At 75.1% G+C, this 24,814-nt stretch carries 23 protein-coding genes; 18 read left to right on the top strand and 5 right to left on the bottom strand.

The features are described 5' to 3' along the window. Positions 1-91: 91 nt before the first annotated feature. The 8 genes from SHK17_RS19410 (at position 92) to SHK17_RS19375 (ending at position 6,803) form a co-directional block, all read left to right on the top strand. On the top strand, positions 92-733 hold the full coding sequence (locus SHK17_RS19410; RefSeq protein ID WP_322920419.1) for a M15 family metallopeptidase: 642 nt from the start codon (positions 92-94) through the stop codon (positions 731-733). Next, positions 730-1,908, top strand: coding sequence for an alanine racemase (gene alr / locus SHK17_RS19405; protein WP_322920418.1), 1,179 nt, complete (start codon positions 730-732; stop codon positions 1,906-1,908). Before SHK17_RS19410 ends, alr begins: the two co-directional genes overlap by 4 nt. Beyond that, a complete protein-coding gene (locus tag SHK17_RS19400; RefSeq protein ID WP_322920417.1) occupies positions 1,905-2,888 on the top strand; it encodes a D-alanine--D-alanine ligase family protein in 984 nt (327 codons plus the stop codon). The genes alr and SHK17_RS19400 overlap by 4 nt, the downstream gene beginning before the upstream one ends. Beyond that, entirely contained in the window at positions 2,885-3,940 is a 1,056-nt protein-coding gene (locus SHK17_RS19395; protein WP_322920416.1) for an acyltransferase family protein, read from the top strand. The genes SHK17_RS19400 and SHK17_RS19395 overlap by 4 nt, the downstream gene beginning before the upstream one ends. Then, positions 3,937-5,250: a sensor histidine kinase gene (locus SHK17_RS19390; RefSeq protein ID WP_322920415.1), complete on the top strand. Its 1,314-nt coding sequence runs from the start codon at positions 3,937-3,939 to the stop codon at positions 5,248-5,250. Before SHK17_RS19395 ends, SHK17_RS19390 begins: the two co-directional genes overlap by 4 nt. Next, complete coding sequence (locus tag SHK17_RS19385) at positions 5,247-5,909, top strand: response regulator (protein ID WP_172267449.1); 663 nt, start codon at positions 5,247-5,249, stop codon at positions 5,907-5,909. The genes SHK17_RS19390 and SHK17_RS19385 overlap by 4 nt, the downstream gene beginning before the upstream one ends. 105 nt (positions 5,910-6,014) lie before the next feature. Continuing rightward, on the top strand, positions 6,015-6,263 hold the full coding sequence (locus SHK17_RS19380) for a PspC domain-containing protein (RefSeq protein WP_172267446.1): 249 nt from the start codon (positions 6,015-6,017) through the stop codon (positions 6,261-6,263). Positions 6,264-6,326: 63 nt separating this feature from the next. Further along, the gene (locus SHK17_RS19375; protein WP_172267443.1) at positions 6,327-6,803 is read left to right on the top strand and encodes a group II truncated hemoglobin; all 477 of its coding nucleotides are present in this window, start codon (positions 6,327-6,329) and stop codon (positions 6,801-6,803) included. A gap of 25 nt (positions 6,804-6,828) precedes the next feature. Here SHK17_RS19375 and SHK17_RS19370 read toward each other — a convergent pair whose 3' ends face one another. Next, on the bottom strand, positions 6,829-7,362 hold the full coding sequence (locus SHK17_RS19370; protein ID WP_172267440.1) for a dihydrofolate reductase family protein: 534 nt from the start codon (positions 7,360-7,362) through the stop codon (positions 6,829-6,831). After that, positions 7,359-7,934, bottom strand: a complete 576-nt coding sequence (locus SHK17_RS19365) for a TetR/AcrR family transcriptional regulator (RefSeq protein WP_172267437.1) — start codon at positions 7,932-7,934, stop codon at positions 7,359-7,361. The genes SHK17_RS19370 and SHK17_RS19365 overlap by 4 nt, the downstream gene beginning before the upstream one ends. Positions 7,935-8,039: 105 nt before the next feature. Between SHK17_RS19365 and SHK17_RS19360 the strand changes: the two genes are divergently transcribed. Genes SHK17_RS19360 through SHK17_RS19350 form a run of 3 tightly spaced genes read left to right on the top strand, consistent with a single transcriptional unit; the run spans position 8,040 to position 11,002 of the window. Next, positions 8,040-9,065 (top strand): glycosyltransferase family protein, encoded by a 1,026-nt coding sequence (locus SHK17_RS19360; protein ID WP_172267434.1) that lies wholly within the window; start codon positions 8,040-8,042, stop codon positions 9,063-9,065. Then, positions 9,062-10,336, top strand: coding sequence for a glycosyltransferase (locus SHK17_RS19355; RefSeq protein WP_172267431.1), 1,275 nt, complete (start codon positions 9,062-9,064; stop codon positions 10,334-10,336). The genes SHK17_RS19360 and SHK17_RS19355 overlap by 4 nt, the downstream gene beginning before the upstream one ends. Positions 10,337-10,375: 39 nt before the next feature. Beyond that, positions 10,376-11,002, top strand: a complete 627-nt coding sequence (locus SHK17_RS19350; RefSeq protein ID WP_322920414.1) for a maleylpyruvate isomerase family mycothiol-dependent enzyme — start codon at positions 10,376-10,378, stop codon at positions 11,000-11,002. A 16-nt stretch (positions 11,003-11,018) separates the two neighbouring features. On the opposite strand, the gene SHK17_RS19345 is transcribed toward SHK17_RS19350, so the two are convergent. After that, positions 11,019-12,500, bottom strand: a complete 1,482-nt coding sequence (locus SHK17_RS19345) for an MFS transporter (protein WP_172267425.1) — start codon at positions 12,498-12,500, stop codon at positions 11,019-11,021. Then, positions 12,497-13,843, bottom strand: coding sequence for a M20/M25/M40 family metallo-hydrolase (locus SHK17_RS19340; protein WP_322920413.1), 1,347 nt, complete (start codon positions 13,841-13,843; stop codon positions 12,497-12,499). The genes SHK17_RS19345 and SHK17_RS19340 overlap by 4 nt, the downstream gene beginning before the upstream one ends. A 159-nt stretch (positions 13,844-14,002) precedes the next feature. On the opposite strand from SHK17_RS19340, the gene SHK17_RS19335 reads away from it, so the two are divergent. The 3 genes from SHK17_RS19335 to SHK17_RS19325 all read left to right on the top strand — a co-directional run bounded on the left by SHK17_RS19335 (position 14,003) and on the right by SHK17_RS19325 (position 16,855). Next, complete coding sequence (locus SHK17_RS19335; protein WP_172267419.1) at positions 14,003-14,143, top strand: hypothetical protein; 141 nt, start codon at positions 14,003-14,005, stop codon at positions 14,141-14,143. A 97-nt stretch (positions 14,144-14,240) separates the two neighbouring features. Next, positions 14,241-16,004: an ABC transporter ATP-binding protein gene (locus tag SHK17_RS19330; protein WP_322920412.1), complete on the top strand. Its 1,764-nt coding sequence runs from the start codon at positions 14,241-14,243 to the stop codon at positions 16,002-16,004. After that, positions 16,001-16,855 carry a serine/threonine-protein kinase gene (locus tag SHK17_RS19325; protein WP_322920411.1) on the top strand — a complete coding sequence of 285 codons (855 nt, stop codon included), beginning with the start codon at positions 16,001-16,003 and terminating at the stop codon, positions 16,853-16,855. Before SHK17_RS19330 ends, SHK17_RS19325 begins: the two co-directional genes overlap by 4 nt. Here SHK17_RS19325 and SHK17_RS19320 read toward each other — a convergent pair. Next, positions 16,802-17,398, bottom strand: coding sequence for a nitroreductase family protein (locus SHK17_RS19320; protein ID WP_322920410.1), 597 nt, complete (start codon positions 17,396-17,398; stop codon positions 16,802-16,804). The genes SHK17_RS19325 and SHK17_RS19320 overlap by 54 nt on opposite strands. Before the next feature lie 334 nt (positions 17,399-17,732). Between SHK17_RS19320 and SHK17_RS19315 the strand changes: the two genes are divergently transcribed. The 4 genes from SHK17_RS19315 (at position 17,733) to SHK17_RS19300 (ending at position 24,776) form a co-directional block, all read left to right on the top strand. After that, entirely contained in the window at positions 17,733-18,950 is a 1,218-nt protein-coding gene (locus tag SHK17_RS19315; RefSeq protein WP_322920409.1) for an allantoate amidohydrolase, read from the top strand. Continuing rightward, a complete protein-coding gene (locus SHK17_RS19310; RefSeq protein ID WP_322920408.1) occupies positions 18,947-20,260 on the top strand; it encodes a formimidoylglutamate deiminase in 1,314 nt (437 codons plus the stop codon). Before SHK17_RS19315 ends, SHK17_RS19310 begins: the two co-directional genes overlap by 4 nt. Before the next feature lie 20 nt (positions 20,261-20,280). Continuing rightward, positions 20,281-21,465 (top strand): imidazolonepropionase, encoded by a 1,185-nt coding sequence (gene hutI, locus SHK17_RS19305; RefSeq protein ID WP_322922058.1) that lies wholly within the window; start codon positions 20,281-20,283, stop codon positions 21,463-21,465. A 389-nt stretch (positions 21,466-21,854) separates the two neighbouring features. After that, positions 21,855-24,776, top strand: a complete 2,922-nt coding sequence (locus SHK17_RS19300; protein WP_322920407.1) for a helix-turn-helix transcriptional regulator — start codon at positions 21,855-21,857, stop codon at positions 24,774-24,776. The last annotated feature ends 38 nt before the right edge of the window (positions 24,777-24,814 follow it).

Genomic DNA, 24,814 nt, shown 5'->3' with positions numbered 1-24,814 from the left:
ACGAGGGGGCCGAAGACCCGGTCCTCGAGGACAGCGCATCGGCACCTCAGGCGGAGGCGCGGACCACCCGCCGACCGCGAGCGTTGCTGCCATGACGATCCTGCTCTCCGACCCGCGGGTCGCGGCCGTGCCGGTGCGCGACTCCGGCCACCCCCTGGTCCGCCTCGACGCCTCATTCGGGCCGGCGCGCGCGCTCGTGCGCCGCGGCCTGGCCGACCGCCTCGCGCTCGCTCAGGCGGACCTCCCGCGCGACATCTCCCTGCGCGTCGTCGAGGGGCACCGCACCGTGGCCGACCAACAGGCGATCATCGCGGCGTACTCCGCCGAGGTCTGTGCCGCCCACCCCGGCATCTCGCCCGAGCAGCTAGCGGTCCTCACGAGCCGCTTCGTCGCGCCGGTCGCCGTCGCGCCGCACGTCGCGGGCGCGGCCGTCGACCTCACGCTGGTCGACGCCCGCGGTGACGAGCTCGACATGGGCACGGCCATCGACGCGACGCCGGAGCAGTCCGACGGCGCCTGCTGGTTCGCGGCCGACGGGATCAGCGCGGACGCCCGCGCCCACCGCGACCTCCTCGCGCGGGTGCTCGGCGGGGCCGGCCTGGTCAACTACCCCACCGAGTGGTGGCACTGGAGCCACGGCGACCGCTACTGGGCCCTGCTCACCGGCGCGGACGCCGCCCTCCACGGCCCGGTCGCGGCTGCCGCAGCCGAGCACGCCGGGACGGCGGCGTGAGCGCCCTCGCCGCGGTGCCCGGGCCGGCCCGGACGCACGGACCCCGGCTCGAGGTGGACCTGTCGGCCGTCGCCGCCAACACCCGCCTCCTCGCCGACCGCACGGACGCCGAGGTGATGGCGGTGGTCAAGGCCGACGGCTTCGGGCACGGCGCCGCGGACGTGGCGCGTACGGCGCTCGCGCACGGCGCCACGTCGCTCGGGGTCACCAGCGTCGACGAGGCGCTCGCCCTGCGGTCCGACGGGCTCCGCGCACCCGTGCTGAGCTGGCTCAACCCCCTCGACGCGGCGTACGACGACGCGCTCGCCGCCGACGTCGACCTGGCCGTCCCGTCCCGCGAGCACCTCGACGTCGTCGTGCGCGCCGCCACCTCGGCGCCCGGGCGGCCGGCACGGATCCACCTGCACCTCGACACGGGGATGTCCCGCGACGGCGCCGAGCCGTCCGCCTGGCCGGCCCTGTGCCGGGCCGCGCGGCGGGCGGAGCGCGCCGGGCTGGTCCGGGTCGTCGGCGTGATGGGCCACCTCGGCTGCGCCGACGACCCGGCCGACGGGTGCAACGCGCTCGGCCGGCGACGGTTCGCCTGGGGCCTCGACGTCGCCCGCGCGGCCGGCCTCCGACCGCCGTTGCGACACCTCGCGGCCACGGCCGCCACGCTCCTCGACGTCCGCAGCCACCACACCACGGTGCGGGTCGGCGCCGGCCTGGTCGGCATCGACCCGACCGGCACCACGCCGCTGCGCTCGGGGCTGACCCTCACCGCGCCGGTCGTCAGCGTGCGCCGGGTCCGGGCGGGGGCGGGCGTCGGCTACGGCCACGCCTGGACGGCGCCGGTCGCCACGCACCTCGCCCTCCTGCCGCTCGGCTACGCCGACGGGCTGCCCCGGGTGGCCGCCGGCCGCGCCGAGGTGCTGCTGCGCGGCCGCCGTCGACCCGTCGTCGGCCGGATCTCGATGGACCAGGTCGTCGTCGACCTCGGCGACGACCCGGTGCAGTCCGGCGAGACCGCCACCGTCCTCGGCCCCGGCGCCGCCGGCGAGCCGACGGTCGCCGACTGGGCGGCCTGGGCCGACACCATCCCGCACGAGGTCGTCACCGGCCTCGGACCCCGCATCCGCCGCGTCCACCGCCACGCCGCACAGGCCACGCCCACCCACCTCAGGAGCATCCCGTGACCCGCCCGATCCCGGCTCCGGCCACCGACCCGACCCCCAGCCGCACCCGCGTCGCCGTCGTCGGCGGCGGGCAGAGCTGCGAGCACGAGGTGTCCCTCGCCTCCGCCGCCGCGGTCGCCGGCGCGCTCGACCCGTCGGCCTACGACGTCGTCCGGCTGACCATCGGCCGCGACGGCACCTGGCGCGACGGCGACGACCGCCCGCTCGGGCTCGCCGCCGCCGTCACGGTCCTCCAGTCCTGCGCCGCGGTCCTCCCGGTCGTCCACGGCCCGCGCGGGGAGGACGGCTCGCTCGCCGCGCTCTGCGAGCTCGCCGGCGTGCCCTACGTCGGGTCGGGCGTCCGGGCCGGCGCCCTGGCCATGGACAAGTGGGCGACCAAGCTGGTGGCCGGAGCCGTCGGCGTCGCCACCGCTCCCGGCGTCCTGCTGTCCGCGGCCGGCGCGGCGACGTACGCCTGGACCCACCCGGTCGTCGTGAAGCCGGTCGCCGCCGGCTCCAGCCACGGCGTCACGCTGGTGCGCGAGGCCGGGGACCTGGCCGCGGCTCTGGACACCGCGCTCGCCCTCGACGACCGCATCCTCGTCGAGGACCTCCTGGTCGGCCGCGAGATCGACGTGGCCGTGCTCGGCACCGCCGACGAGGGCCGCGTCGTCGCGCCGGTGCTCGAGGTCGTCGTCGACGGCCCGTTCGACTACGAGGCGAAGTACGGCGGCGGCGCCGACTTCCGCGTGCCGGCCGCGCTCGACGACGTCGAGCGCAAGGCGCTCGAGGAGGCCGCGGTGGCGGTCTACGACGCGCTCGGCTGCGCCGGCGTGGCCCGCGTCGACTTCTTCCTCACCGACGCGGGCCCGGTGCTCAACGAGGTCAACACGATGCCCGGCTTCACCGAGCAGTCGCAGGTGCCGAGGATGTTCGCGGCGGCCGGGACGTCGTACGCCGCGCTGCTCGACCGGCTCGTCCGCGACGTCCTGCCCGCGTGAGCCGGCGCGTCGAGGGCATCGACCTCCTGCGCGGTATCGCGGTCGGCCTGGTGGTGCTGCGGCACGCCTGGCCCGATCTCTTCCCGGGCGCCGGCGTGGTCGGTGTCGTGATGTTCTTCGCCCTCAGCGGCTACCTCATCACCGGCCTCCTGGTCGACGAGCTGCACCGGACCGGCCGGGTGGACCTCCGCCGGTTCTACGTACGACGGGCGCGCCGGCTGGTGCCCGCGCTGCTGTTCCTCGTGGCGGGGGTGGTCGTCGTGACGCTGCTGCTGGACCCGCTGGGCGACCGGGACGAGCTCGGCCGGACCGTGCTCGTCGCGCTGACGTGGACGGGCAACCTGCCCTTCGGGCACGCGAGCGACGCCACCTTCCACCTCTGGACCCTCGCGACCGAGGAGCAGTTCTACCTGCTCTGGCCCGCCGTCCTCGCGCTGGCCTGGGCGCGCGGGCGCGTGCGTGCGACGGTGCTGCTGGCGGGCGCCGGGTGCCTGCTGGCCTGCCTCGCGACGGTGCTGTGGCTGCGGGGGGAGCCGGACCTCGCCTACTCCCTGCCGACGTCGTGGGCGGTCTGCTTCATCGTCGGTGCCGCCGCCCGGGTGCTGGCCGATCCGTCATCCCGACCGGCACGCATCGGTGCGGCACCGAATGACGCAACCGCTTGCCGGGCCGCGCGAAGGGCCGCTCGCTGGGCGGCACCCGTGGCGCTCACCGGGTTGCTCGTCCTCAGCGTGGTTCCATTGCGGGGTCACGCCCTCACCTACCTGGCAGGAGGTCCCGCCATCGCTGCGCTGACCGCGGTGCTGCTGCTGTCGTGGCGGGGCTGGACCGAGGTGACCGGGCCGGCGCGGGCGCTGGTCCTGCTCGGCACGGTGTCCTACGGGGCCTACCTCTGGAACTACCCGCTCACCCTGTGGCTGCGCCCGGGCCTCGACGGCCTGGCCGGTCCCGTCGCCGCGGTCCTCACCCTCGTGATGGCGGCCCTGATCTGGCGCCTCGTCGAGTCGCGGGCGCCGCGCACCGCGCGTACGCCCGAGGCGGTCGCGCGATGAGCACCGCGGCGACCGGCCGGCCCGGGCCCGACCAGCTCCGGGAGTGGGCCCCCGACGTCGCGCTCGGCGGCGGCGTGCTCGTGCTCGGGATGATCGAGGCCTCGCGGACGAAGCCGTTCTGGGAGGACTGGTGGGACCTCGCGCTCGTGGTCCTCGGCATCGCGGTGGCCGTCGCGCTCAGCCGGCGCGCCCCAGGACTGGCCCTTGGTCTCGTGTGGGTCGTCTGCCTGCTCCAGCTCCTCACCGGCACCCCCGTCCTGCTGGCGCAGCTCGCCATCGCGGCCGTCGCGTTCGGCGGCGCCCGGTGGGGCAGCACGGCCGTGGTGTGGCTCAGCGGCCTCTCGATCCCGCTCGGGGCGGTCGTCGTGGTGCTGTTCGCGGCCTCGGAGGTCTACGACGTCATCGACGACGTCGTCGACTACAACAGCGTGATCGACTCGGCCTACCGCCTCGGCTCGACCTGGCAGGTGGCGGCGGCGGTCCTGGGGATGTTCGTCCTGGGCTCGCCGTGGTTGGCGGGCCTCGCGCTCCGGTTCGTGTCCCGCGCCGAGCAGTCGCGCGTCTCGCAGGTGGCGGCGGAGGAGGACGCGGCCCGCGCCGTACGGATGTCCGAGCAGGCCCGCGAGATCGCGCGGCTCCGCGAGGAGCAGGCCAGGATGGCGCGCGACGTGCACGACGTCGTCGGCCACTCGCTCGCGGTGATCCTGGCCCAGGCTGAGTCGGCGCAGTACATCGACGACGCCGACCCCGAGCGGCTCAAGCAGACGATGGCGACCATCGCCACGTCGGCGCGGACCTCCCTGCAGGACGTGCGCCAGGTCCTCACGACGACGCAGGCCCCGGACGCCGCGGTCCGCAGCGGTGGCCTCGACAGCCTCGTGGACGGCGTCCGCGCCAGCGGCCACGAGGTGGTCTCCACCGTCGTGGGCCAGCCGCAACCGCTCCCGCCGGAGCTGGAGACGGTGGCCTACCGCGTGCTCCAGGAGATGCTGACCAACGCCATCAAGCACGGCCGGCGCGACACCCCGGTCTCCGTCGAGCGCCACTGGGAGGGCGAGCTGCGCATCGAGGTCCGCAACGTGGTGCAGGCGGCCGTCGCCGACGACGTCACGCAGCCGATCCGTCCGGTCCCTGCCGGTGCTGCGCGTGCCGAGGAGCAGCCGGTCCGCGAGGTGCCCGGCCAGGGGCTCGACGGGATGCGCCGCCGGCTCGCGGCGGTCGGCGGGCGGCTCGACGTACGGCGTCGCGACGAGGCCGGCGTCCAGACGTTCACGGCCACCGCCTGGGTGCCGGTGCGAGGTGGCGCGTGATCCGCGTCGTGCTGGTCGACGACCAGGAGCTCTTCCGCGAGGGCGTCCGCGTGATCGTCGACGCCCAGGACGGGATGGAGGTCGTCGGGGTCGCCGGTGACGGCCTCGAGGCGGTCCAGGTCGTCGACGACCTCGAGCCCGACGTGGTGCTCATGGACATCCGGATGCCGGAGATGGACGGCGTGGAGGCCACCCGGCAGCTGTTCCTGCCCGACCGGGTGTCCCGGCGCGAGCACCCGCTGCGCGTGGTCGTGCTCACCACCTTCAACCTCGACGACCGCGCGGCCACCGCCATCCGCCACGGTGCCAGCGGGTTCCTGCTCAAGGACACCACGCCGGTGATGCTGCGCGACGCGATCCGCACGGTGCACGCCGGGAACGCCGTGCTCGCGCCCGCCGACCTGTCCCTGCTGCTCGCAGACCAGTTCGTGGCGCGCGCGCCCGCGCCGGCGGCGTACCTCACCCTGACCGAGAAGGAGCGCGAGGTGTTCGCCGCCGTCGCCCGCGGCATGTCCAACACCGAGATCGCGGGACTGGTGTTCGCCTCGGAGTCGACGGTCAAGACCCACGTCGGGTCGGTGCTGCGCAAGCTGGCGCTGCGCGACCGGGTGCAGGTCGTCGTGTTCGCCCACGAGCACGGGCTGGTCGGGCCCGCCTAGCAGCGTCCCGGGGGCGGCCTCGGGGTCGAGCAGGGGCAGATCCCGATGGCGCACGGCCGCCGCGCGGAGGAGGCTGGACCCATCAGTCGACCCACCGGAGGAACCATGGACAACATCCGCGCCGCACTCGCCCGCCAGGGCCTCGTCCGCTCGCAGGACCGAGGGATCATCGGCGGTGTCTGCGCCGGCGTCGGGCGCCGGCTGGGACTCACGCCGTGGGTCACCCGTCTGCTGTTCATCGTGACGCTGTTCGCGGTGCCGGGCAGCCAGCTGCTGATCTACCCGCTGCTGTGGTTCCTCATGCCCGCCGAGGACAGCCTCGTCGCGACGACCGCGCAGCACCGGACCCGCTGAAGGCCGGGCGCACCGCCCCCGAATGGGGATGCGCCCGCGCGCCGCATGCGGTGGACTGTCCCCATGGGCGTCGACGAGCCGGGGCTGCCGAGCCTCTACGACTGGGCCGGCGGCCTGGTCGCGCTGCGGCGGATGATCGACTGCTTCTACGACCGGGTGGAGGCCGACGACGCCCTGTCGGGCTTCTTCCCCGGAGGGGTCACCGAGCACCACCGCGGCCACGTCACCGACTGGTGGGCCGAGGTCCTCGGGGGGCCGGACACCTACACGCAGCGCCACGGCGGCTACGAGTCGATGCTGCGCCACCACCTCGGCCTGGCCATCACGCCGGCACAGCGGCACCGGTTCGCCACGACGATGAGCCTGGCCGCCGACGACGCCGAACTGCCCGCCGACCCGGAGTTCCGGGCGGCGATCATCGGCTACCTCGAGTGGGGGACCCGGCTCGCCATGGAGAACTCCCAGCCCGGCCCCGGCGCCGTCGAGCACGCCCCGACCCCGCGGTGGGGCTGGGGCGTCGCGCCGCCCTACCAGGGCTGAGCCGCGGCGCGACGCAGCAGCGGCGCTAGCCGTGGTGCACGCGGTAGGTCGTCTGGACCATGCCGCCGCCGAGCACGGCGCTCCTCTCGACGCTGAGGTCGATGTCGTGCGGAAGCGAGCCGAAGAGCGGGATGCCGGCGCCGATGAGGACCGGGACCTGCGAGATGGTGAGCTCGTCGACCAGGCCCGCCGCCAGGCAGGACCGGACGGTCGAGGCGCCGTCGACGTAGACGCCGCCGGCCCGCATGCCGTCGAACAGGTCCGATGCCTCATCGAGGCTGCGGACCACGCGCACCCGGTCGTCCTGTCCGGCTGCGAGCGTCGTGCTGAGGACCACGACGGGCGTCTCCGCATAGGGCCAGGGGTCGAAGCCGCGAGCCACCTCGTAGGTCGCCCGACCCATGAGGATGACGTCGACGCGCTCCATGAACGCCGCGTAGCCGGCGTCCCCCGCGGCCTCGCCCCGGGTCACCAGCCAGTCGAGCGACCCGTCGGCCCGAGCCACCTGGCCGTCGACGCTCGTCCCGATAAAGACGAGTCCTTCCCACGTCTTCGTCACGGCTCTCTCCACCTCTCCATGTCGTTGTCGATGACGGCGAGCGCACGGGTCGCCGCCTGTCCTGTCCTGTCGATGGCGCTCGCGACGGCGACGCCGGCGAGCAGGTCCAGCCACAGCGCTGCCGTGTCCGCCGGGGGCTCGCGGCGCAGCTGCCCGCGGTCGTACGCGTCGCGCAGCGCGGACCGCAGGTAGGCGGCCTGGCCCTCCCGGCCACGGGCGAGCAGCGGGCGCGTCTCGTCGTCGACGATCTCGTCGAGCAGCAGCGTCAGGTGACCCACCACCTGACCCGGGTCGGCCGTGGTGGCCAGCCACCCGGTCACCCAGTCCCGGACGTGTCCGAGCGGGTCGTCGACCGACGCCGGGTCGTATACGGGCAGGTCGCGGACCCACGCCGTCACCACGGCCAGCAGCAACCCGCGCTTCGAGCCGAACCGCTTGACGACGGCAGCGGGCGTCACGCCGACCTCCGCCGCCACCTCGGACAGCGACCAGGAGCCGTCGCCCCGACGGGCGGCGGCCGTCGCCGCGGCCGCGACGAAGTCGTCGTCGGACACGGTGCGGGGGCGGGCCATGGCAGTTAGTGTATGTCTGTTCACTAACGGCCGCAACTGGGTGGGAGGGTCTGTCCCACGCTTTCGGGGGAGGACGGCGCCGGCGACACGCGGGAGGATGACCGCGTGCCGAGCCCCCCGACCCGACGGAGCGGCACGCCGTCGGCTCCGCACCACCTGCTGGTGGGGGCGGACACGCACGGCGTGACCCGCTACGCCGGCGAGGTCGCCGCCGCGACCGGCGCACCTGTCGTCCGCGACATCGGCGACCTGGCCGCGGGGGCCGCGGTCCACCTGCACCTCACCGACCGGCTGTTCGGACGCGATCCCGCGGAGGCCGCGGCGACGGTGGAGTCGCTGACGCGACTGGTGCACCTGACCGTGACGCTCCACGACGTCCCCCAACCCACCGACGGACCGGTCTTCCGGGCCCGCGCCGCGGCCTACGGCCGCATCGTGCGCGCCAGCCGCGCCTGGGCCACGAACTCGTGGCACGAGCATGCGCTCGTCAACCGCTGGAGCGACGCGGACGCTCAGGGGACGGTGATCCCGCTGCCGGTCTCGCGCCCCGGTGACCACGGTGGGACGGGCGACGAGCCGGCCGTGCACCGGGCCCCGGCGGAGCCGGTCCTCGGGGTGTTCGGCTTCGTCTATCCCGGCAAGGGCCACCGTCAGGTGGTCAGGGCCGCGGCCGCCCTGCGGCGGGCCGGGACGCCGGCGCGGGTGCGCGTCCTCGGCGGCGCCGCCCCCGGTCACGCCGACGAGGTCGAGGAGCTCATCCGGTCGAGCCGCGCGCGCGGGGTGCCGGTGGAGGTCACCGGCCGGGTGCCCGAGGCGGACCTCGTCCGCGCGCTGCGCGGGGTGACCGTGCCCGTGGCGGCGCACCGCAACGTGTCCGCGTCGGGCAGCCTGAACTCGTGGATCGCCGCGGGACGCCGGCCGCTCGTCCGCGACGGCGCCTACGCCCGTGAGATGTCCGCGCTGCGCCCCGGGACGACCACGATCTTCGACGACGCGACGCTGGTCCCGCGCCTGGAGTCCGCGCTGCTGGGGCCTGCTGCGACCTGGACGCCGCCGGGCGCCGACCTGGGGCCGCAGCTCGAGCACACCGCCGCGGCCTACCGGGCGTGGTGGGCGTCGGTGACGGGGTGACGGCCCCGCCCTGGGGCACGAGCGTCCCGGGCAACCGCTGGGACCTCGCACCGTCCGCAGCAGCGCGACGTACGGTCTCGGTGGTCGTCGCGCACTACGAGCAGCAGGACGAGCTCGACCGGACCCTCGCCGCGCTGTCTCGGCAGACGCGGGTGCCCGACGAGGTGGTGGTCGCCGACGACGGGTCGCGGCAGGCGCCGGTCGTCCCGCCCGGGGTGTGGCTGGTGCGGCAGGACGACCGCGGGTTCCGCGCCGCCGCCGCCCGCAACCTCGGCGTGGGCGCGACCTCGGGCGAGGTGCTGGTGCTCCTCGACGCAGACACCGCGCCCGAGCCGGAGTTCGTCGAGCGCATGGTGGCCCTGCCGGAGGCCCTCCCCGAGGCGCTGGTCGTCGGGCGCCGCCGGCACGCCGACCTGGCCGGCAGCGACCCCTCCGATCCCGTCGAGCGCGTCGCCCCGCCGCTCGAGCTGCCCGAGCCGGACTGGCTGCGATCCGCCTACGTCGACTCCCGTGACCTCCTCGACGCCGACGCCACCAGCCACCGCTTCGTGATCAGCGCCGTCCTCGCGTGCAGCCGGTGGTGGTACGACGAGGTCGGCGGCTTCGACGAGGACTTCCGCGCCTACGGCGGCGAGGACTGGGAGCTCGCGCACCGGTCCTGGGCCGCCGGTGGCCTGGTGGCGCACCGTCCCGACGCCGTCGCCTGGCACGACGGCCCGGATGCCGGCGCGCGCGACCGCGACCCCGGCTCGCGCCTCGCCGAGACCGTGGGCGTGGCCGACCGCACCTCGGCCACCGGCACCACGTGGCGCGGCCTGGCGCGTGGTCCCGCCGACCTCGTCGTGACCTGCGCCCCGGGCCTGGAGGACACGGAGCTGCTGGTCACGGTCGACTCGCTGCTGGCGGCGCTGCCACGTGCCGTCGTACGCCTCGGCGACGCGCACCTCGCACTCGTCGGCCCGGACCCGCGCGTGGTCTCCTCGGCGGAGCCGGTGCCGGCGACGGCGCTGCGCCACCTCGACGTACGCCGTGGGGTGACCGGGGACGCCGCGGCGTGGGCCGCCCTGGCGGCGGGCCTCGACGGCCGCACGGGCTGCCGGGCGGTGGCCGACGGCTGCGCCGAGCTGCAGGACCTCCGCCTGCTCCGCCGCGCGGCGCGGTGGGGTCGTCCCGACCTCGCACCGCAGGGCGGTCCCCTCGAGACGCGGCTGCGGCCCTGGACTCCCGACGTCACGCTGGCGGCGTGGTTCGGGGGTTGGGCCGGCGCCTGACCGGCTCGGTTGTCAGGGCGGGCTGGCAGGGTCATCCGCATGACCGACGTGTGGCAGCTGGTGGCCCAGGAGCGCTGGGCGCTCATCGACGACCTGACCGGGCTGGACGACGACCAGTGGGAGACGCCGAGCCTGTGCCCCGGCTGGACGGTGCACGACGTCGCGGCGCACCTGGTCGACAACGCGCGCACCACCCGGCTCAGCATCGTGCGCGACATGGCGCGGGCGCGCTTCGACTTCGACCGGCAGAACGCACGCGGCGTCGCCCGGGCGAAGGGCGCGACGCCGCAGGAGACCCTGGACCGGCTGCGCGTGGTGGCGGACCGCAGGACCACTCCGCCGGCGCCGCTCGACAGCCGCCTGGTCGAGGAGGTCGTCCACGGGGAGGACGCGCGGCGACCGCTCGGCCTGGCCCGCGCCCACCCCTCGGAGCCTGTCGAGCGCGCGCTGTCCCACCAGCTGCGGACGTCCGTCGGTCTGGGCGGCGGCAGGCAGCGCGCGGCCGGGGTGCGGCTGCGGGCCACCGACAGGGACCTCGTGCACGGGGACGGGCCCGAGGTGGCAGGACCTGCGCTGTCCCTGCTGATGGTGGTCTCCGGTTGGGGGCAGGCGCTCACCGACCTTGATGGACCGGGGGTGGCGCAGCTCGCCGCCGCGGTCGGCTGAGCTCGGGCCTCAGGACCTAGACGATCTCCGTCACCTCGGGCCGGTCGCCGAAGGCGTGCCTGGGCGCGGCCATCAGCGCGAGGGCGGCGAGGAACGACGCACCGGCGCAGACCGCCCAGACCGTGAGGTAGCCGCTGAGCGGGGCGACCTTCTCCGCCGCCGCGTCGAGCGAGCCGGTCGCGGTGAGGGCGATCGCGAAGATCGCCGAGGCGATGGCGCCGCCGACCGTCTTGGTGCCGTTGGTCATGCCGGTGGCGATGCCCGTGCGCTCCGGCGGGGCGGCGGCCGCGGCCGCGGCGGGCAGCGCGGCGACCAGGGCCCCCGAGCCCAGGCCCGCGACGCCCATGTTGATGAGGGCCTGCCAGGTCTCGTCGTGGAACGGCAGCCAGAGCAGGTAGCCGACGCCGACGAGGCAGCACGCGACCACCAGCGCACGGCGTACGCCGCCCAGCAGCCGCGTGGTGAGAGGCAGGGTGAAGGCGCCGATCGCCAGCGTCACGACGTAGAGACCGATCAGCGTGGAGATGAACGCCGGGTCGGCGCCGAGCCCGTAGCCGCGCTCGGCCGGGTCCGCCTGGGCGTACGTCGACAGCGGGATCTGGCCGCCCAGCACGGGGATGCCGAAGAGGAACGCCGTGAGCTGGATCGGCCACTGCGCCGGGCTGGCGAGCAGTCGCACGTCGACGATCGGCTGGGCGTGACGCTGCTCGAAGCGCCAGAAGGCGACGAACGCGGCCACGGCGAGCACGATGGTGAGCCAGCCGCGCGCCGAGCCGGGGCCGTCGAGGCGCAGCAGCACCAGTCCGCCCATGAGCACCCCGAGGGCGACCGTGACCAGGCCGAGGCCGGTCCAGTCGATGCTGCCGCCGGCGTCGTCACCGGGCGCCTGCTCCACCCCGGCGAGGATGACGAAGAAGACCGCCGTCACGACGACGGCCGGCAGGGCGAGCAGGAGGTTCATGTCGAGGGTCTCGACGAGCAGCCCGCTGGTGACCGCGCCGATGATGACCGCGAGCTCGAGCGAGCCCACGAGGATCGCGGCACCGCGCCGGGTGAGCAGCTCCTGGCGCCCTGACGCCCGCGTGCGGCGGTGGACGATCGCGATCTCCAGCGGCAGCCAGACGACGTACGCGCCCTGGATCGCCCAGCCGATGAGGAAGGTCGTGAAGCCCGGCGCGAACGCCAGCCACCACGAGCCCAGGGCGGTGACGGCGGTCGACAGCAGCAGGACGCGCTTGTGGCCGACGAGGTCTCCGAGCCGCGCGAGCAGCGGGATGCAGAGGGCGCTGACGATCAGCTGCGCGGCCTCGAACCAGTTGACGTCGCCCTCGCTGATCGAGAGGTGCTCGGCGATCTGCGGGTAGATCGGCGTGTAGTAGCCCTGCAGGATGCCGCTCGCGACCTCGACCAGCACGAGGAAGCCGACGACCGCCGCCAGCCCCTTGACGGCCGTGTGCGCCGGTGGCACCTGGATCGGTGCCGGCGGGATCTCCGTCATGCGGGAAGCCTCTCGATGAGCAGCTGGTACCACCGGGCGCCGTCGACGAGGTCGGCGACGCCGATGTGCTCGTCGTAGGAGTGGATCGCCTGCCGCTGCGCCTTGGTCATCCGGAAGGGGGCGAAGCGGTAGACGTGCTCGCTGATCGCGCAGAAGTGGCGCGAGTCGGTGGCCGCCATCATCACGTAGGGCGTCGCCACCGCCTCGGGGAAGACCTCCGCGATGCACTCCTCGACGAGCTCGAACGGCGCGTCCATCGGGGAGACCGGCGACGGTTCACCGGCGTCCACCACGTCGATGCGGATGGAGTCGTCGGCCACCGCCTTGCGCACGTGCTCGACGACTCCCTCCACGGTGTCCCCGACCATCACGCGGACGTTGAGACCGGCCCTAGCGGTCGAGGCGATCACGTTGAGGGCGGGGGAGCCGCTCAGCGTCGTGGTGGCGACCGTGGTGCGCGTCATCGCGGCGGCCTCCGGACCCGCCGCGAGCAGCGCCCGGGTGACCACGGGCGCCAGCCGGTCGGCGCGGCCCAGCAGCGGCGCGAGGACCGGGCGCAGCGGCATCGGGACGTGCGGGGCCAGGCGACGCATGAGCTCGAGCGTGGGTGGAGGTGCGGACGCGGGGAACGGCGCCTTCTCGATCCGCAGGATCGCGCGGGCGATCCGGGCGGTCGGGCCGTTCCTGGCGGGGGTCGAGGCGTGCCCGCCGCGTCCCTCGGCGACCAGCTCGAGCGACGTCGTGCCCTTCTCCGTCACCCCGATGACGCCGAGAGGGGCCTGCACGCCGGGGAAGGCGCCACCCGCGATGGCGCCGCCCTCGTCGAGCACCAGCCACGGGGTCACGCCCCGCTCGCGGAGCACCTCGACCGCGTCGACGGCCGAGGGGCCGCTGACCTCCTCGTCGCAGCCGAAGGACAGCCACACGTCCTGCGCCGGGACGTGCCCGGCCTCGAGCAGCGACTCCACGGCCTCGCAGATGCCGGCCACGCAGCCCTTGTCGTCGAGCGTGCCACGCCCCCAGATCGCGGGACCCACCGCGGAGTCGTGGACCTCGCCGCCGAAGGGGTCGTGCTGCCAGGGTGCCTCGCCGTCGACCGGTACGACGTCGAGGTGGGCCATCAGCACGACCGGGCGCTCGGCGCTGGCGCCGGCCCAGCGGAACAGCAGGCCGTGCGAGCCGACCCGGGTCAGCTCGAGCCGCTCGTGGAGCAGCGGGAACCAGGTGGCCAGCTCGGCCAGGAGGCGGTCGAAGGCCGCGGCGTCGACCCGCGACGGGTCGCGGTCGGAGACGGTCGGGATGCGGACGAGGGCCTGCAGGGCGCCCACCACGCGTTCGGTCATGCGCAGACCGTAGCGCCGGGCGGCCCCCGGCGGTCCGGGTTGCCGGACGACGGTGATGAGGAGGCTCTCATCGTCGCCTCATGACCGCGTCATGCACCGGCTCCAGAGTCTTCCTCGTCAGCCGGGAAGTCCCGGGTACCGAAACCGAAGGAGGCCACCATGGCCCGCTCCGGAATCCTCACCGCCCTCGCGCCGGCCGTCCAGGCCCGTCGGGGCGACTCCTCCAGCGACGACGGGCGCCGCCGCCGGCGCCGCCGCCGTCGCCGCAACCGCAGCCGGTCGCGCTCGCGCTCGAGCTGAACCGAGCCCCACCGCGACGGGTGGGCGGCCGCTCCCGGCCGCCCACCCGTCGTGCTCGTCCCACCCCCCCTTTCCCCCAACCGAGCAGGAGCGCCCGATGTCCGTACGCCGTCGCCTCGGCAGCCGCCTGCGCGGTGCCCTCCGAGCCGCGCCCGAGCAGGAGGCGCTCGTCGACGTCGCCGCCTCGATGCGGCTCGTCGACATCGCCCGCCGCTTCTGGCCGCGGCTGCGGCCCCTGCGCTGGTGGCTCCTCCTCGGGCTCGTCCTCCTCACGGCCGCGCCCCTGGTCTCGGTCGCGGAGGCGCTGCTCTACCAGCGCCTCGTCGACGACGTCCTGGTCCCCGCGGCGTTGGAGCCGCTCCTCCTGCTCGCGCTGCTCTACGTCGCCCTCAACCTGACGAGCGGGGTCGTCTCGGGGGCCGACGACTACCTGTCGACGTACGTCTCCCAGCGGTTCCTCGTCGACCTGCGCCGCGACGTCTTCTCGCACGTGCTGTCGCTCCCGGCCGCCACGCACGACCGCCGTCGCCTCGGCGACACCCTCACCCGCCTCACGTCCGACGTCGCCGCGGTCGAGCGGTTCATGGTGACCCAGGTGAGCGAGGGCGTCGGCGCGCTGGTGCGGCTGCTCGTCCTGGTCGGCGCCCTGGTCTGGATGCAGTGGCAGCTCGCGCTGGCCTCGCTCGTCGTCGCGCCCCTCTTCTGGTGGGTCTCCACCCGCTTCGCCCGCCTCACCCGCGACGTCTCGCGCGAGCGCCGCCGCCGCGGCGGGTCGCTGGGCAGCGTGACCGAGGAGGCCCTGGGCAACGCCGCGCTCGTGCAGTCCTACGGTCGCGAGGACCGCGCGGTCGCGTCGTACGACGGCCACAACCGCGCCATCGCCGGCGCCGAGCTCGCCGCGAGCCGGATCCGCGCGCTGTTCCTCCCGCTCGTCGACCTCGCCGAGCTCGTCGGGGTGCTGCTGGTCGTCGGGCTGGGTGTCTGGGCGCTCGCCACCGACCGGCTCACCCTCGGCGGGCTGCTGGCCTTCCTGACGCTGCTCATGCAGTGCTTCGGCCCGGTGCGCACGCTGGCCGACCTGGTCCCCGCCCTCTACTCCGCCAGTGCCGGCGTCGAGCGGGTGGTCGAGCTGCTCGACGAGCCCGCCGGCGGCGACCGTCCGGGCGCGACCGCCCTGCCGCCCGGTCGCGGTGCCCTCGCGATGCACGCGGTGTCGTTCACCTACCCCGGCGCCCCGCGCCCGGTGCTCTCCGACTTCTCCCTCGAGGTCGGTGCCGGCGAGGTCGTCGCGCTGGTCGGGCCGAGCGGGTCGGGCAAGTCGACGCTCGGCCGGCTCGTGGCGCGCCAGCTCGTCGCGGACGCGGGTCGGGTGACGATCGACGGGCACGACGTGGCCGCGCACACCGCCGCGTCGGTGCGCGACGCGGTCACCGTGGTCCACCAGGAGCAGCTGATGCTCGACGCTACCGTCCACGACAACCTCGTCCTGGGCCGACCCGACGCCACCCGCGCCGAGGTGCGCGACGCTGCCCGGACCGCCGGCGCGCACGAGTTCGTCGAGCGGCTGCCCCACGGCTACCAGACCCGCATCGGCCAGCGCGGCCGCACGCTGTCCGGGGGGCAGCGCCAGCGGCTGGCCGTGGCCCGCGCGCTGCTGCGACCGACCCGGGTGCTGGTGCTGGACGAGCCGACGACCGGCCTCGACGCGGACGCCGCCCACCGGCTGATGGCCGCGCTGACCGAGGGTCCACGCGATCGCACGGTCCTCGTGCTGACCCACGACCCCGTCGTGCTCAAGCACGTCGACCGTGTGGTGTCCCTCGACGCCGCGGACCGGGTGCTGTCGGAGGCTGCGCGGTGACGCGCCGGCACACCCCCACCGGGGACCTGCCCGCCGGCTACCGACCGATCGCCCTGCTGGCGGACGGTCGGCGGCTGGAGACCTGGGACGCGTTCGACGAGGACCGCGGCACCCGCTGCGTGGTCAAGCTCCTGCGCGCCGACCGGCGTGACGACCCGCGCGTGCGCCAGGCGGTGCTGCTCGAGGGGCACCTCGCCACCACGCTCGCCCACCCCCACCTCGTACGGGGCTACGACGTGCTCGACGACCCGCCCACGGTCGTGCTGGAGACGCTGCGCGGGGCGACCCTCTCGGCGCTCGTCGAGGAGGAGCCGCTCGGCCTGGCCGACGCCGCCGAGCTGGGCTGCCAGCTCGCCTCGGTCCTCGGCTACCTCCACCGCCACGACTGGCTGCACCTCGACCTCAAGCCCGACAACGTCGTGGTCGACCACGGCAAGGCGGTCCTCATCGACCTCAGCCTCGCCGGTCGTCCCGGGACCGGTCGGCCCGGCGCGGGGACGCGCGGCTGGCTGGCGCCGGAGCAGGCCACCGGTCGCGGTCTGTCGGCCGCCACCGACGTCTGGGGCCTCGGCATGACGCTCATCGACGCCCTCGCCCGCACCGCGCCGTACGGCGACGAGGCGACGTGGGACAGCCGGCGCCGCTGGCCGCTCGTGCACCGGCGGATGCCGGTCACGCCGAGCGGTCTCGACGAGGTACCCGCGCGGGTGCGCGACCTCCTGCGCGCCTGCGTCGACCTCGACCCGGCGGCACGACCGCTGCTCGCCCAGGTGCGCGAGGCGCTCGATCCGCTGCGCTCACCATCGGCCGCGGTGGACGACGTCGTCGCGCCGCTCCCGACGCGCGGGTGAGCCCGACGAGCCGGTGTCCGTCAGCCGGTGCCCGACCGTGATCGCCCCGACGGGCGCGTGGTCGTCGGGGACCCCGAACGCCGCCCGGAACGTCTCGACGTGCTCGCCGGGGATGCCGAAGAAGCACGCGCCGAGGCCCTCGTCGACGGCCGTCTGGAGGATCAGCAGCGACGCCATCCCGGTGTCGACCCACCAGTACGGCACCGGCCACCGGTCCTCGCTCCGGTCGGTCCAGCCCTTGTCGTCCTCGGCGTAGCGCTCGAGGTAGGCCCGGCTGCTGGCCAGCGGGACGATGACCACCGGCGCGGTGCGCATCCCGTCGAGCCACGCGTTGTGGGTGTCGGGGTCGGCGCCGGTCGACTCCCAGAACAGCGCGACGTCCGCTGGCGTGTCGAGGACGAGGAACGCCCAGCCCTGCGTGAAGCCGGCGTTCGGCGCCCGCTGCGCGTGGGCCACCATCCGGTCGACCACCGCCCGGTCCACCGGGTCGGGTGCGTAGCGGCGGACCATCCGGCGGCGGCGTACGACCTCGGCGAACTCCATGGAGGCCATACTGTCTTGCGCCTCCGCTTCGCTTCGGCGCGTGTCCGCGGCGCTGGAAGCCCGCTCGTTCGTCGTCGTTGCCGCGCCCTCCCCCGCTCCGCTCCTCCGGACGCAGCCCTCCTCCTCCACTCCCGGGCGCGCCGCGGACGGTGCCGGAGGCGTCGTACGTACACGTGTCCGAGATGTCGCCCCGCCACCGGGCCGCCGAGGGCAGCTTCTCGGACACGTGTCGACTGTGTGTCCGCGAGCCAGGAGACACATCCTGTCTGGCATCCGAGACGACATGCCGACGTCCTGCGTTGACCGGGATCGGCGATCCCGGTGGACTGGCGCCATGCCCAGCAGCCGAGCGTTCGAGGACATGTGGCGCGACCTGGCGCCGGTGGGGCGGTCGGCCTCGTCGGGAGGCTACTTCCGGCAGCCGTGGGCCTCGGCCGAGACCGAGCTGCGCGCGTGGTTCGCCGAGGCGTGCGCGTCGCGTGGGCTCACGGTCGAGACCGACGGCATCGGCAACCAGGTGGCGTGGTGGGAGCCGAGAACCCCGAGCGACGTGCCGGGCGTGCTCACCGGGTCGCACCTCGACTCGGTGCTCGACGGCGGGGCGTACGACGGCCCGCTCGGCGTGGTCTCGGCGCTGGCCGCGGTCGACGTCCTGCGCGATCGCGGCTTCGAGCCGTCGCGGCCCCTCGGGCTGGGCGTCTTCGTCGAGGAGGAGGGCTCCCGCTTCGGTCGCGCCTGCCTCGGCTCGCGGCTGGTCACCGGCGCGACGACGTGGGACGAGGCGCGGGAGCTGCGGGACCGCGACGGGGTGTTCCTCGCCGACGCCGTCGCCGACGCCGGGCTGGACCCGTCCGCCGGTCTGCTCGCCCTCGATCGGGTCGGGACCTTCGTCGAGCTGCACGTCGAGCAGGGCCGCGACCTCGTCGACCGCGAGGTCGCCGTCGGGCTGGCCAGCGAGATCTGGCCGCACGGCCGCTGGCGCTTCGACTTCGCCGGCCAGGCCAACCACGCCGGCACGACGCGCATGGAGGACCGGCGCGACCCGATGCTGACCTGTGCGATGACGGTGCTGGCCGCCAACAAGCAGGCCCGGCTGGCCGGTCAGCGCGCCACCTTCGGGCGCCTCGCCGTCGAGCCCAACGGCACCAACGCCGTGCCGTCGCGGGTCACCGCGTGGCTCGACGCCCGCGCCTCCTCCGACGACGGCCTGGCGACCATGGTCGCCGAGATCAGCCGGCAGGCCGACGACCGCGCGGGCCGCGACGGCACCTCGCTGGTCGTGACGCCCGAGTCGGTGTCCGGCTCCGTCGGCTTCGACCCCGACCTCGCCACCCGGCTCGCCCGCCTCGGCGACTGGCCGGTCATCCCCACCCAGGCCGGGCACGACGCCGGGATCCTGTCGGAGGCCGGCATCCCCACCGCGATGCTCTTCGTGCGCAACCCCACCGGCGTCTCGCACTCGCCCGACGAGCACGCCGAGACGGCTGACTGCCTGGCCGGCGTCGACGCGCTGGCCGACGTGCTCGCCGAGCTGGCGGGTGCGCCCGCGTGACGGCGTACCTCCTCGAGCACGCCTGGCTCGGCGACCGCTTCCACGACGACGTGCTGGTCGAGGTCGAGGACGGCCGGTTCACGTCGGTGACGCCCGACTCGGACCCGCCCCGCGCGGTCCCGGTGCGCGGCCTGGTGGTCCCCGGGCTGGCGAACACCCACAGCCACGCCTTCCACCGGGCGCTGCGCGGCCGGACCCAGCGCGGGCGCGGCACGTTCTGGACCTGGCGCGAGCGGATGTACGACGTCGCCGCGCGGCTCGACCCCGACACCCACCTGGCCCTCGCGCGGGCGACGTACCGCGAGATGGCGGCCGCCGGGATCACCTGCGTCGGCGAGTTCCACTACCTCCACCACCAGCCCGACGGGCGCCGCTACGACGACCCCGACGAGATGGGCCTGGCCCTCGTCGAGGCCGCGCGGCAGGCCGGGATCCGGGTCACGCTGCTCGACACGCTCTACCTGTCCTCGGGGTTCGGTGCTCCGCCCGAGGGAGCGCAGGTGCGCTACAGCGACGGCTCGGTGGACGCCTGGGCCGACCGCGTCGACGCCCTGGCCGTCGGCCCGCATGCCGTGGTCGGGGCGGCGGCCCACTCCGTCAGGGCCGTGCCCGCCGATGACCTCGGCGCCGTGGCCGGCCGCCTCGGTGACCGACCGTTCCACGTCCACCTCTCCGAGCAGGTCGCCGAGAACGAGGCCTGCCTCGAGGCGTACGGCGTCACGCCCGCGCGCCTCCTGGCCGACCGCGGCCTCCTCGACGGGCGTACGACGCTGGTGCACGCCACCCACCTGACCGACGCCGACGTCGCGCTCGTCGGCGACGCCGGTGCCCACGTCTCCTTCTGCCCGACCACCGAGCGCGACCTCGGGGACGGCATCGGCCCGAGCCGGCGCCTCCACGACGCCGGTGCCCGGCTGACCCTGGGGTCCGACAGCCATGCGGTCATCGACCTGTTCGAGGAGATGCGCGCCGTCGAGCTCGACGAGCGGCTGGCCACGCAGCAGCGCGGGCACTGGTCCGCGGCGGAGCTGGTGACGGCTGCGACCACCACCGGGCACGCGTCGCTCGGCTGGGACGACGCGGGAGCCATCGCGGTCGGCCGGCGCGCCGACCTCGTGGTGCTCGACCCGACCTCGCCGCGCACCGCCGGCACCGGCCGCGACGAGAACACCGTCGTGTTCGCGGCGACCGCCGAGGACGTGCGGCGGGTCATGGCCGACGGGAGGTGGGTCGTCGAGGACGGCGACCGTGCCGCCATCGGCCGGGAGCTCGACGACGTCGTCAGCCGCATCTGGAAGGACCTTCGATGACCACCCCGACCACCGCCACCATGACCACCGTGATCACCGGCATCGGCGAGCTGGTCACCAACGACCCGGCCCGTGCGGAGCAGGGCGGACTGCTGGGCCTCGTGCGGGACGCGGCCGTCGTGCTCGAGGGCAGCCGGGTCGCCTGGGTCGGCCCGGCCGCCGACGCCCCCGCGGCCGACGTGCAGGTCGACGCCGGCGGTCGCGCCGTCATCCCCGGCTTCGTGGACTCCCACAGCCACCTCGTCTTCGCGGGGGACCGGTCGGCGGAGTTCGAGGCGCGGATGACCGGGCAGCCCTACACGGCCGGCGGCATCCGCACCACGGTCGAGCGGACCCGGTCCGCCACCGACGAGCAGCTCACCTCTCGCGTCGCCCGGCTCGTCGCCGAGATGCGTGCCCAGGGCACCACCTCGCTGGAGATCAAGAGCGGCTACGGGTTGTCGGTCCACGACGAGGCACGCAGTCTCGCGGTGGCCCGCCAGTTCACCGACGAGACCACGTTCCTCGGTGCCCACGTCGTGCCGGCCGGCACCACTCCCGCGGACTACGTCGACCTGGTCACCGGCCCCATGCTCGCGGCGGCGGCGCCGCACGCCCGGTGGATCGACGTGTTCTGCGAGGACGGCGCCTTCGACGCCGACCAGGCGCGCACCATCCTGGCGGCGGGGTCCGACAGCGGCCTGCGCGGACGGCTCCACGCCAACCAGCTGACGTACGGCGTCGGCGTGCGGCTGGCCTGCGAGCTCGGCCTCGTCGCGGTCGACCACTGCACCTTCCTCTCCGACGACGACGTCGCGGCGCTGAGCGACTCCGGCACCATCGCGACCCTGCTGCCGGGTGTGGAGTTCTCCACCCGGCAGCCCTACCCGGACGCCCGCGGGCTGATCGATGCCGGCGTACGCGTCGCGCTCGCCAGCGACTGCAACCCCGGCTCGTCCTTCACCTCCTCGATGGCCTTCTGCATCGCCCTCGCGGTCCGCGAGATGCGGATGAGCCCGGCCGAGGCGCTGCACGCCGCCACCGCGACAGGCGCCACCGCCCTCGACCGCGACGACGTCGGGGTGCTCGTCCCCGGGAAGGCGGCCGACCTCGTCCTCCTCGACGCGCCGTCGTACGTCCACCTCGCCTACCGCCCCGGCGTCCCGCTCGTCGCGGGGGTGTGGCAGGCCGGCCGCCCGGTCGTCGCCGCCCCCACCCCCGGATAGTCCCCATCAAATGGGCTGCGCGGAGACCTCGCGCACGACCCGATCGATGGGGACTACCGGCCGGCGGGCTACCTCAGGGACACTCGTACGCGCCCGCGCGCTGCATCTGAGGTAGCCGGCCCACCGCGAATAGGGCACGCGCCCGATGTCCGCGCCTACCTCACGGACGGAATCTCTCCTCACGGCCCACAACGGGCCGGACGAGAAGAGGAGAAGCACATGTTCAGCACCGACAGCTTCCTGGGCGCCGAGATCACCTACCGGCAGGACCGGATCAGGAAGGACTACGGGCACCGTCGCTGGACCCGGGTCCGCACCGACGACACCCAGAAGTGACCCGCACCGCGATCGACCCGCCGATGTCGGAGCGGCACGACACAATGTCGTCCGTGCCGGCCCTGCGGACCACCGATCTCATCGGACGCGATGCCGAGCTGGAGCAACTCACCGCCCAGCTCGGCATTCGCACGTCCGGAGCCGACCGGACGGTGCGCGCGATGCTCGTCGCCGGCGACGCCGGTGTCGGCAAGACCCGGGTGCTGATGGCGCTGCGCGACGTCGCCCTCGAGGCCGGCTGGCAGGTCGTCGCCGGCCACTGCCTCGACCTCGCCGACAGCTCCCTGCCCTACCTCCCCTTCTCCGAGGTGCTCGGCCGGATGATGGCCGACGAGCCCGACGTCGCCGCTCGCGTCCTCGAGCAGCACCCCACGCTCGCCCGCCTCCAGCCGGGCCGGCGCATCCGCAGCAGCGAGACCGCGTCGGGCGACCAGGCCCTCGACCGCGGCAACGTCTACGACGCCTTCGGCGACCTCCTCTCCGCCGTCGCCGGGCAGGCGCCGCTCCTCGTGATCGTCGAGGACGCCCACTGGGCCGACGAGTCCACGCGCGACATGCTCAGCTTCCTCTTCTCCCGCCCGGTCCCGGGCGTCTCGCTGGTCGTCTCCTACCGCGCCGACGACCTGCACCGCCGCCACCCGCTCCGCCGCCAGGTCGCGGAGTGGATGCGGATGCGCGGCATCGACCGGCTCCAGGTCGAGCCGCTCGCCGACGACGACGTCCGCATCCTCGTGAAGGCGCTGCACCCCTCGACGATGTCCGAGGCGGAATACGCCTCCATCGTCGACCGCGCCGAGGGCAACCCGTTCTTCATCGAGGAGCTCGTCGGCGCGTCGTGGTCCGGCCAGGTGCCCGGCGAGCTCGCCGACGTCCTGCTGGTCCACCTCGACCGGCTCGACGAGACGACGCGCAAGGTGGTCCGCATCGTCTCGGTGGCGGGCCGGCAGGTCAGCCACGGCCTCCTCGCCGCGGTCTCCGACCTCGGCGCCGCCGAGCTCGAGACCGCCCTCCGCAACGCCGTCGAGTCGCACGTCCTGGTCGCCTCCCGCGGCGGCACCTACGCCTTCCGCCACGCACTGCTCGGCGAGGCGGTCTACGACGACCTGCTGCCCGGCGAGCGGATGCGGCTCCACGCCGACTTCGTCGCCGCGCTGGGGGAGGGCCGCGCCGTCGGCACCGCCGCCGAGCTCGCGCAGCACGCGCGTCGCGCCGACGACCGTCCCGTCGCCATCCGCGCCTCGATCGAGGCGGGCGAGGAGGCGCTGGCCGTGGGTGGCCCCTCGGAGGCCGCCACCCACTTCCTCGACGCGCTCGAGCTCGTCGACACCGCCCGCGTGCCGGTGACCGACGTGGACGTCCTGGCCCTGGCCCGGCGCTGCGCGGAGGCGCTCGTCGCCTCCGGCCGGGTGCACAAGGCGGTCAAGGTGCTGCGGGCCCGCCTGGCGACGCTGCCCACCGAGGGCGCCGAGATCGAGCGTGGGCAGCTGCTCACGGCGCTCGCCTCGGCGCTGCTGCTCACCGACACCACCGACTCGCCGCGCGAGACTGCGGCCGAGGCGGTCGAGCTGCTGCGCGGCGCGCCACCCAAGCTCCTGGCCCGCGCGCTGCTCGTGCACGCCCAGAGCCTCGGCGGCTGGCACGCCGACGAGGCGCGGGCCATCGCCGTGCAGGCGCTCGAGATCGCCGAGCGCAACGACCTCACCAGCCTGGCCGTCGAGCTGCACACCACCGTCGCGGGGCTCGACCCCGACGGCAGCGCCAGCCCCAGCGCCGGCTGGCGGGCGGCGGCCGAGCGCGCCCGCCGGGCCGGCCTCATCGAGCCCGAGCTCCGCGCGCTCTACCTGCTCGGCCGCCTGCACCAGGACGAGGGCGACCTCGACCGGGCGGTCGAGGTCTACCGCGAGGTGATCGAGCGCAGCGAGGTCGGCGGCCTGACGTGGTCCCCCTACCCCGCCGAGTCGCGGCTCCTCCTCGCCGTCGCGCTCACCCACCAGGGCCGGCTCGACGAGGCGTGGGACCTGCTCGACGTGAGCGGGCAGAACCCGCCGATGGTCTTCGAGTGGCTCTACTTCGCCCACCAGATGCTCATCTGCATCGGCATCCGCGGCGACGACCACGGCAAGGCCCTCGACCGGCTCCGCGACTATTGGGGCACCGACGGCCTGACCGCGATCTCGGCCGGCAGCGCCGAGCTGATGCGGGCGGCCGCGCGCGGCGACGCGGCGGGCGCGGTCGCGGTCTACGACGAGGTGGTCGCCACCGTCGTGCCCCTGTGGCACGACTGGTTCCAGGCCCGGCTGCGCCTCGCCACCCTCGTGGTCGGCGCCCTCGCCAACGCGGCGCCGCACCAGTCCGCCGACGAGCGCGACGCGGCCCGCGCCGACGTCGAGCGGATGATGTCCGACGGCGGGCGGGTCATCGACTTCTACGCCCCCTACGACGGCAGCCACGGCCCCGAATACCGGATGTGGGTGGCCCGCCGCAGCGCCGAGCACCTCCGCTGGCGCTGGCTCGCTCAGGTCGACCCGCCCAGCAGCGACGAGCTGGTCGCCGCGTGGCGCTCGGCCGAGGAGACGGCGGTCGCCTACGGCAGCGTGCCCGAGGTCGCGCAGGCCCGCGTCCGCCTCGCCGGCGTGCTCCGCGCGGCGGGCGACGCCCCGGGTGCCCGGGAGGTGGCCGACCTCGCCCGCGCGTCCGCCCACGCCATGCGCGCCACCGCGCTGCTCGCCGAGCTCACCGCGCTGGGGTCCGCGCCCGCGCCGGCCACGGGTGCCGGCGACGACACGGTGCTCACCCCGCGGGAGCGCGAGATCCTCGCGCTCGTCGCGGAGGGCCGGAGCAACGGCGAGATCGGCAAGCAGCTCTTCATCAGCACCAAGACCGTCTCGGTGCACGTCTCCAACATCCTCGCCAAGCTCGATGCCGCCTCGCGCACCGAGGCGGCCGCGGTGGCGAGGCGTCGCGGACTGCTCTGACACAGTGCGGGCACGACCGTTTGCCGGTGGACCACCAC

Source organism: Nocardioides renjunii (assembly GCF_034661175.1).
Lineage (GTDB): Bacteria > Actinomycetota > Actinomycetes > Propionibacteriales > Nocardioidaceae > Nocardioides > Nocardioides renjunii.
This window is presented reverse-complemented; position numbering and strand designations above follow the sequence as displayed.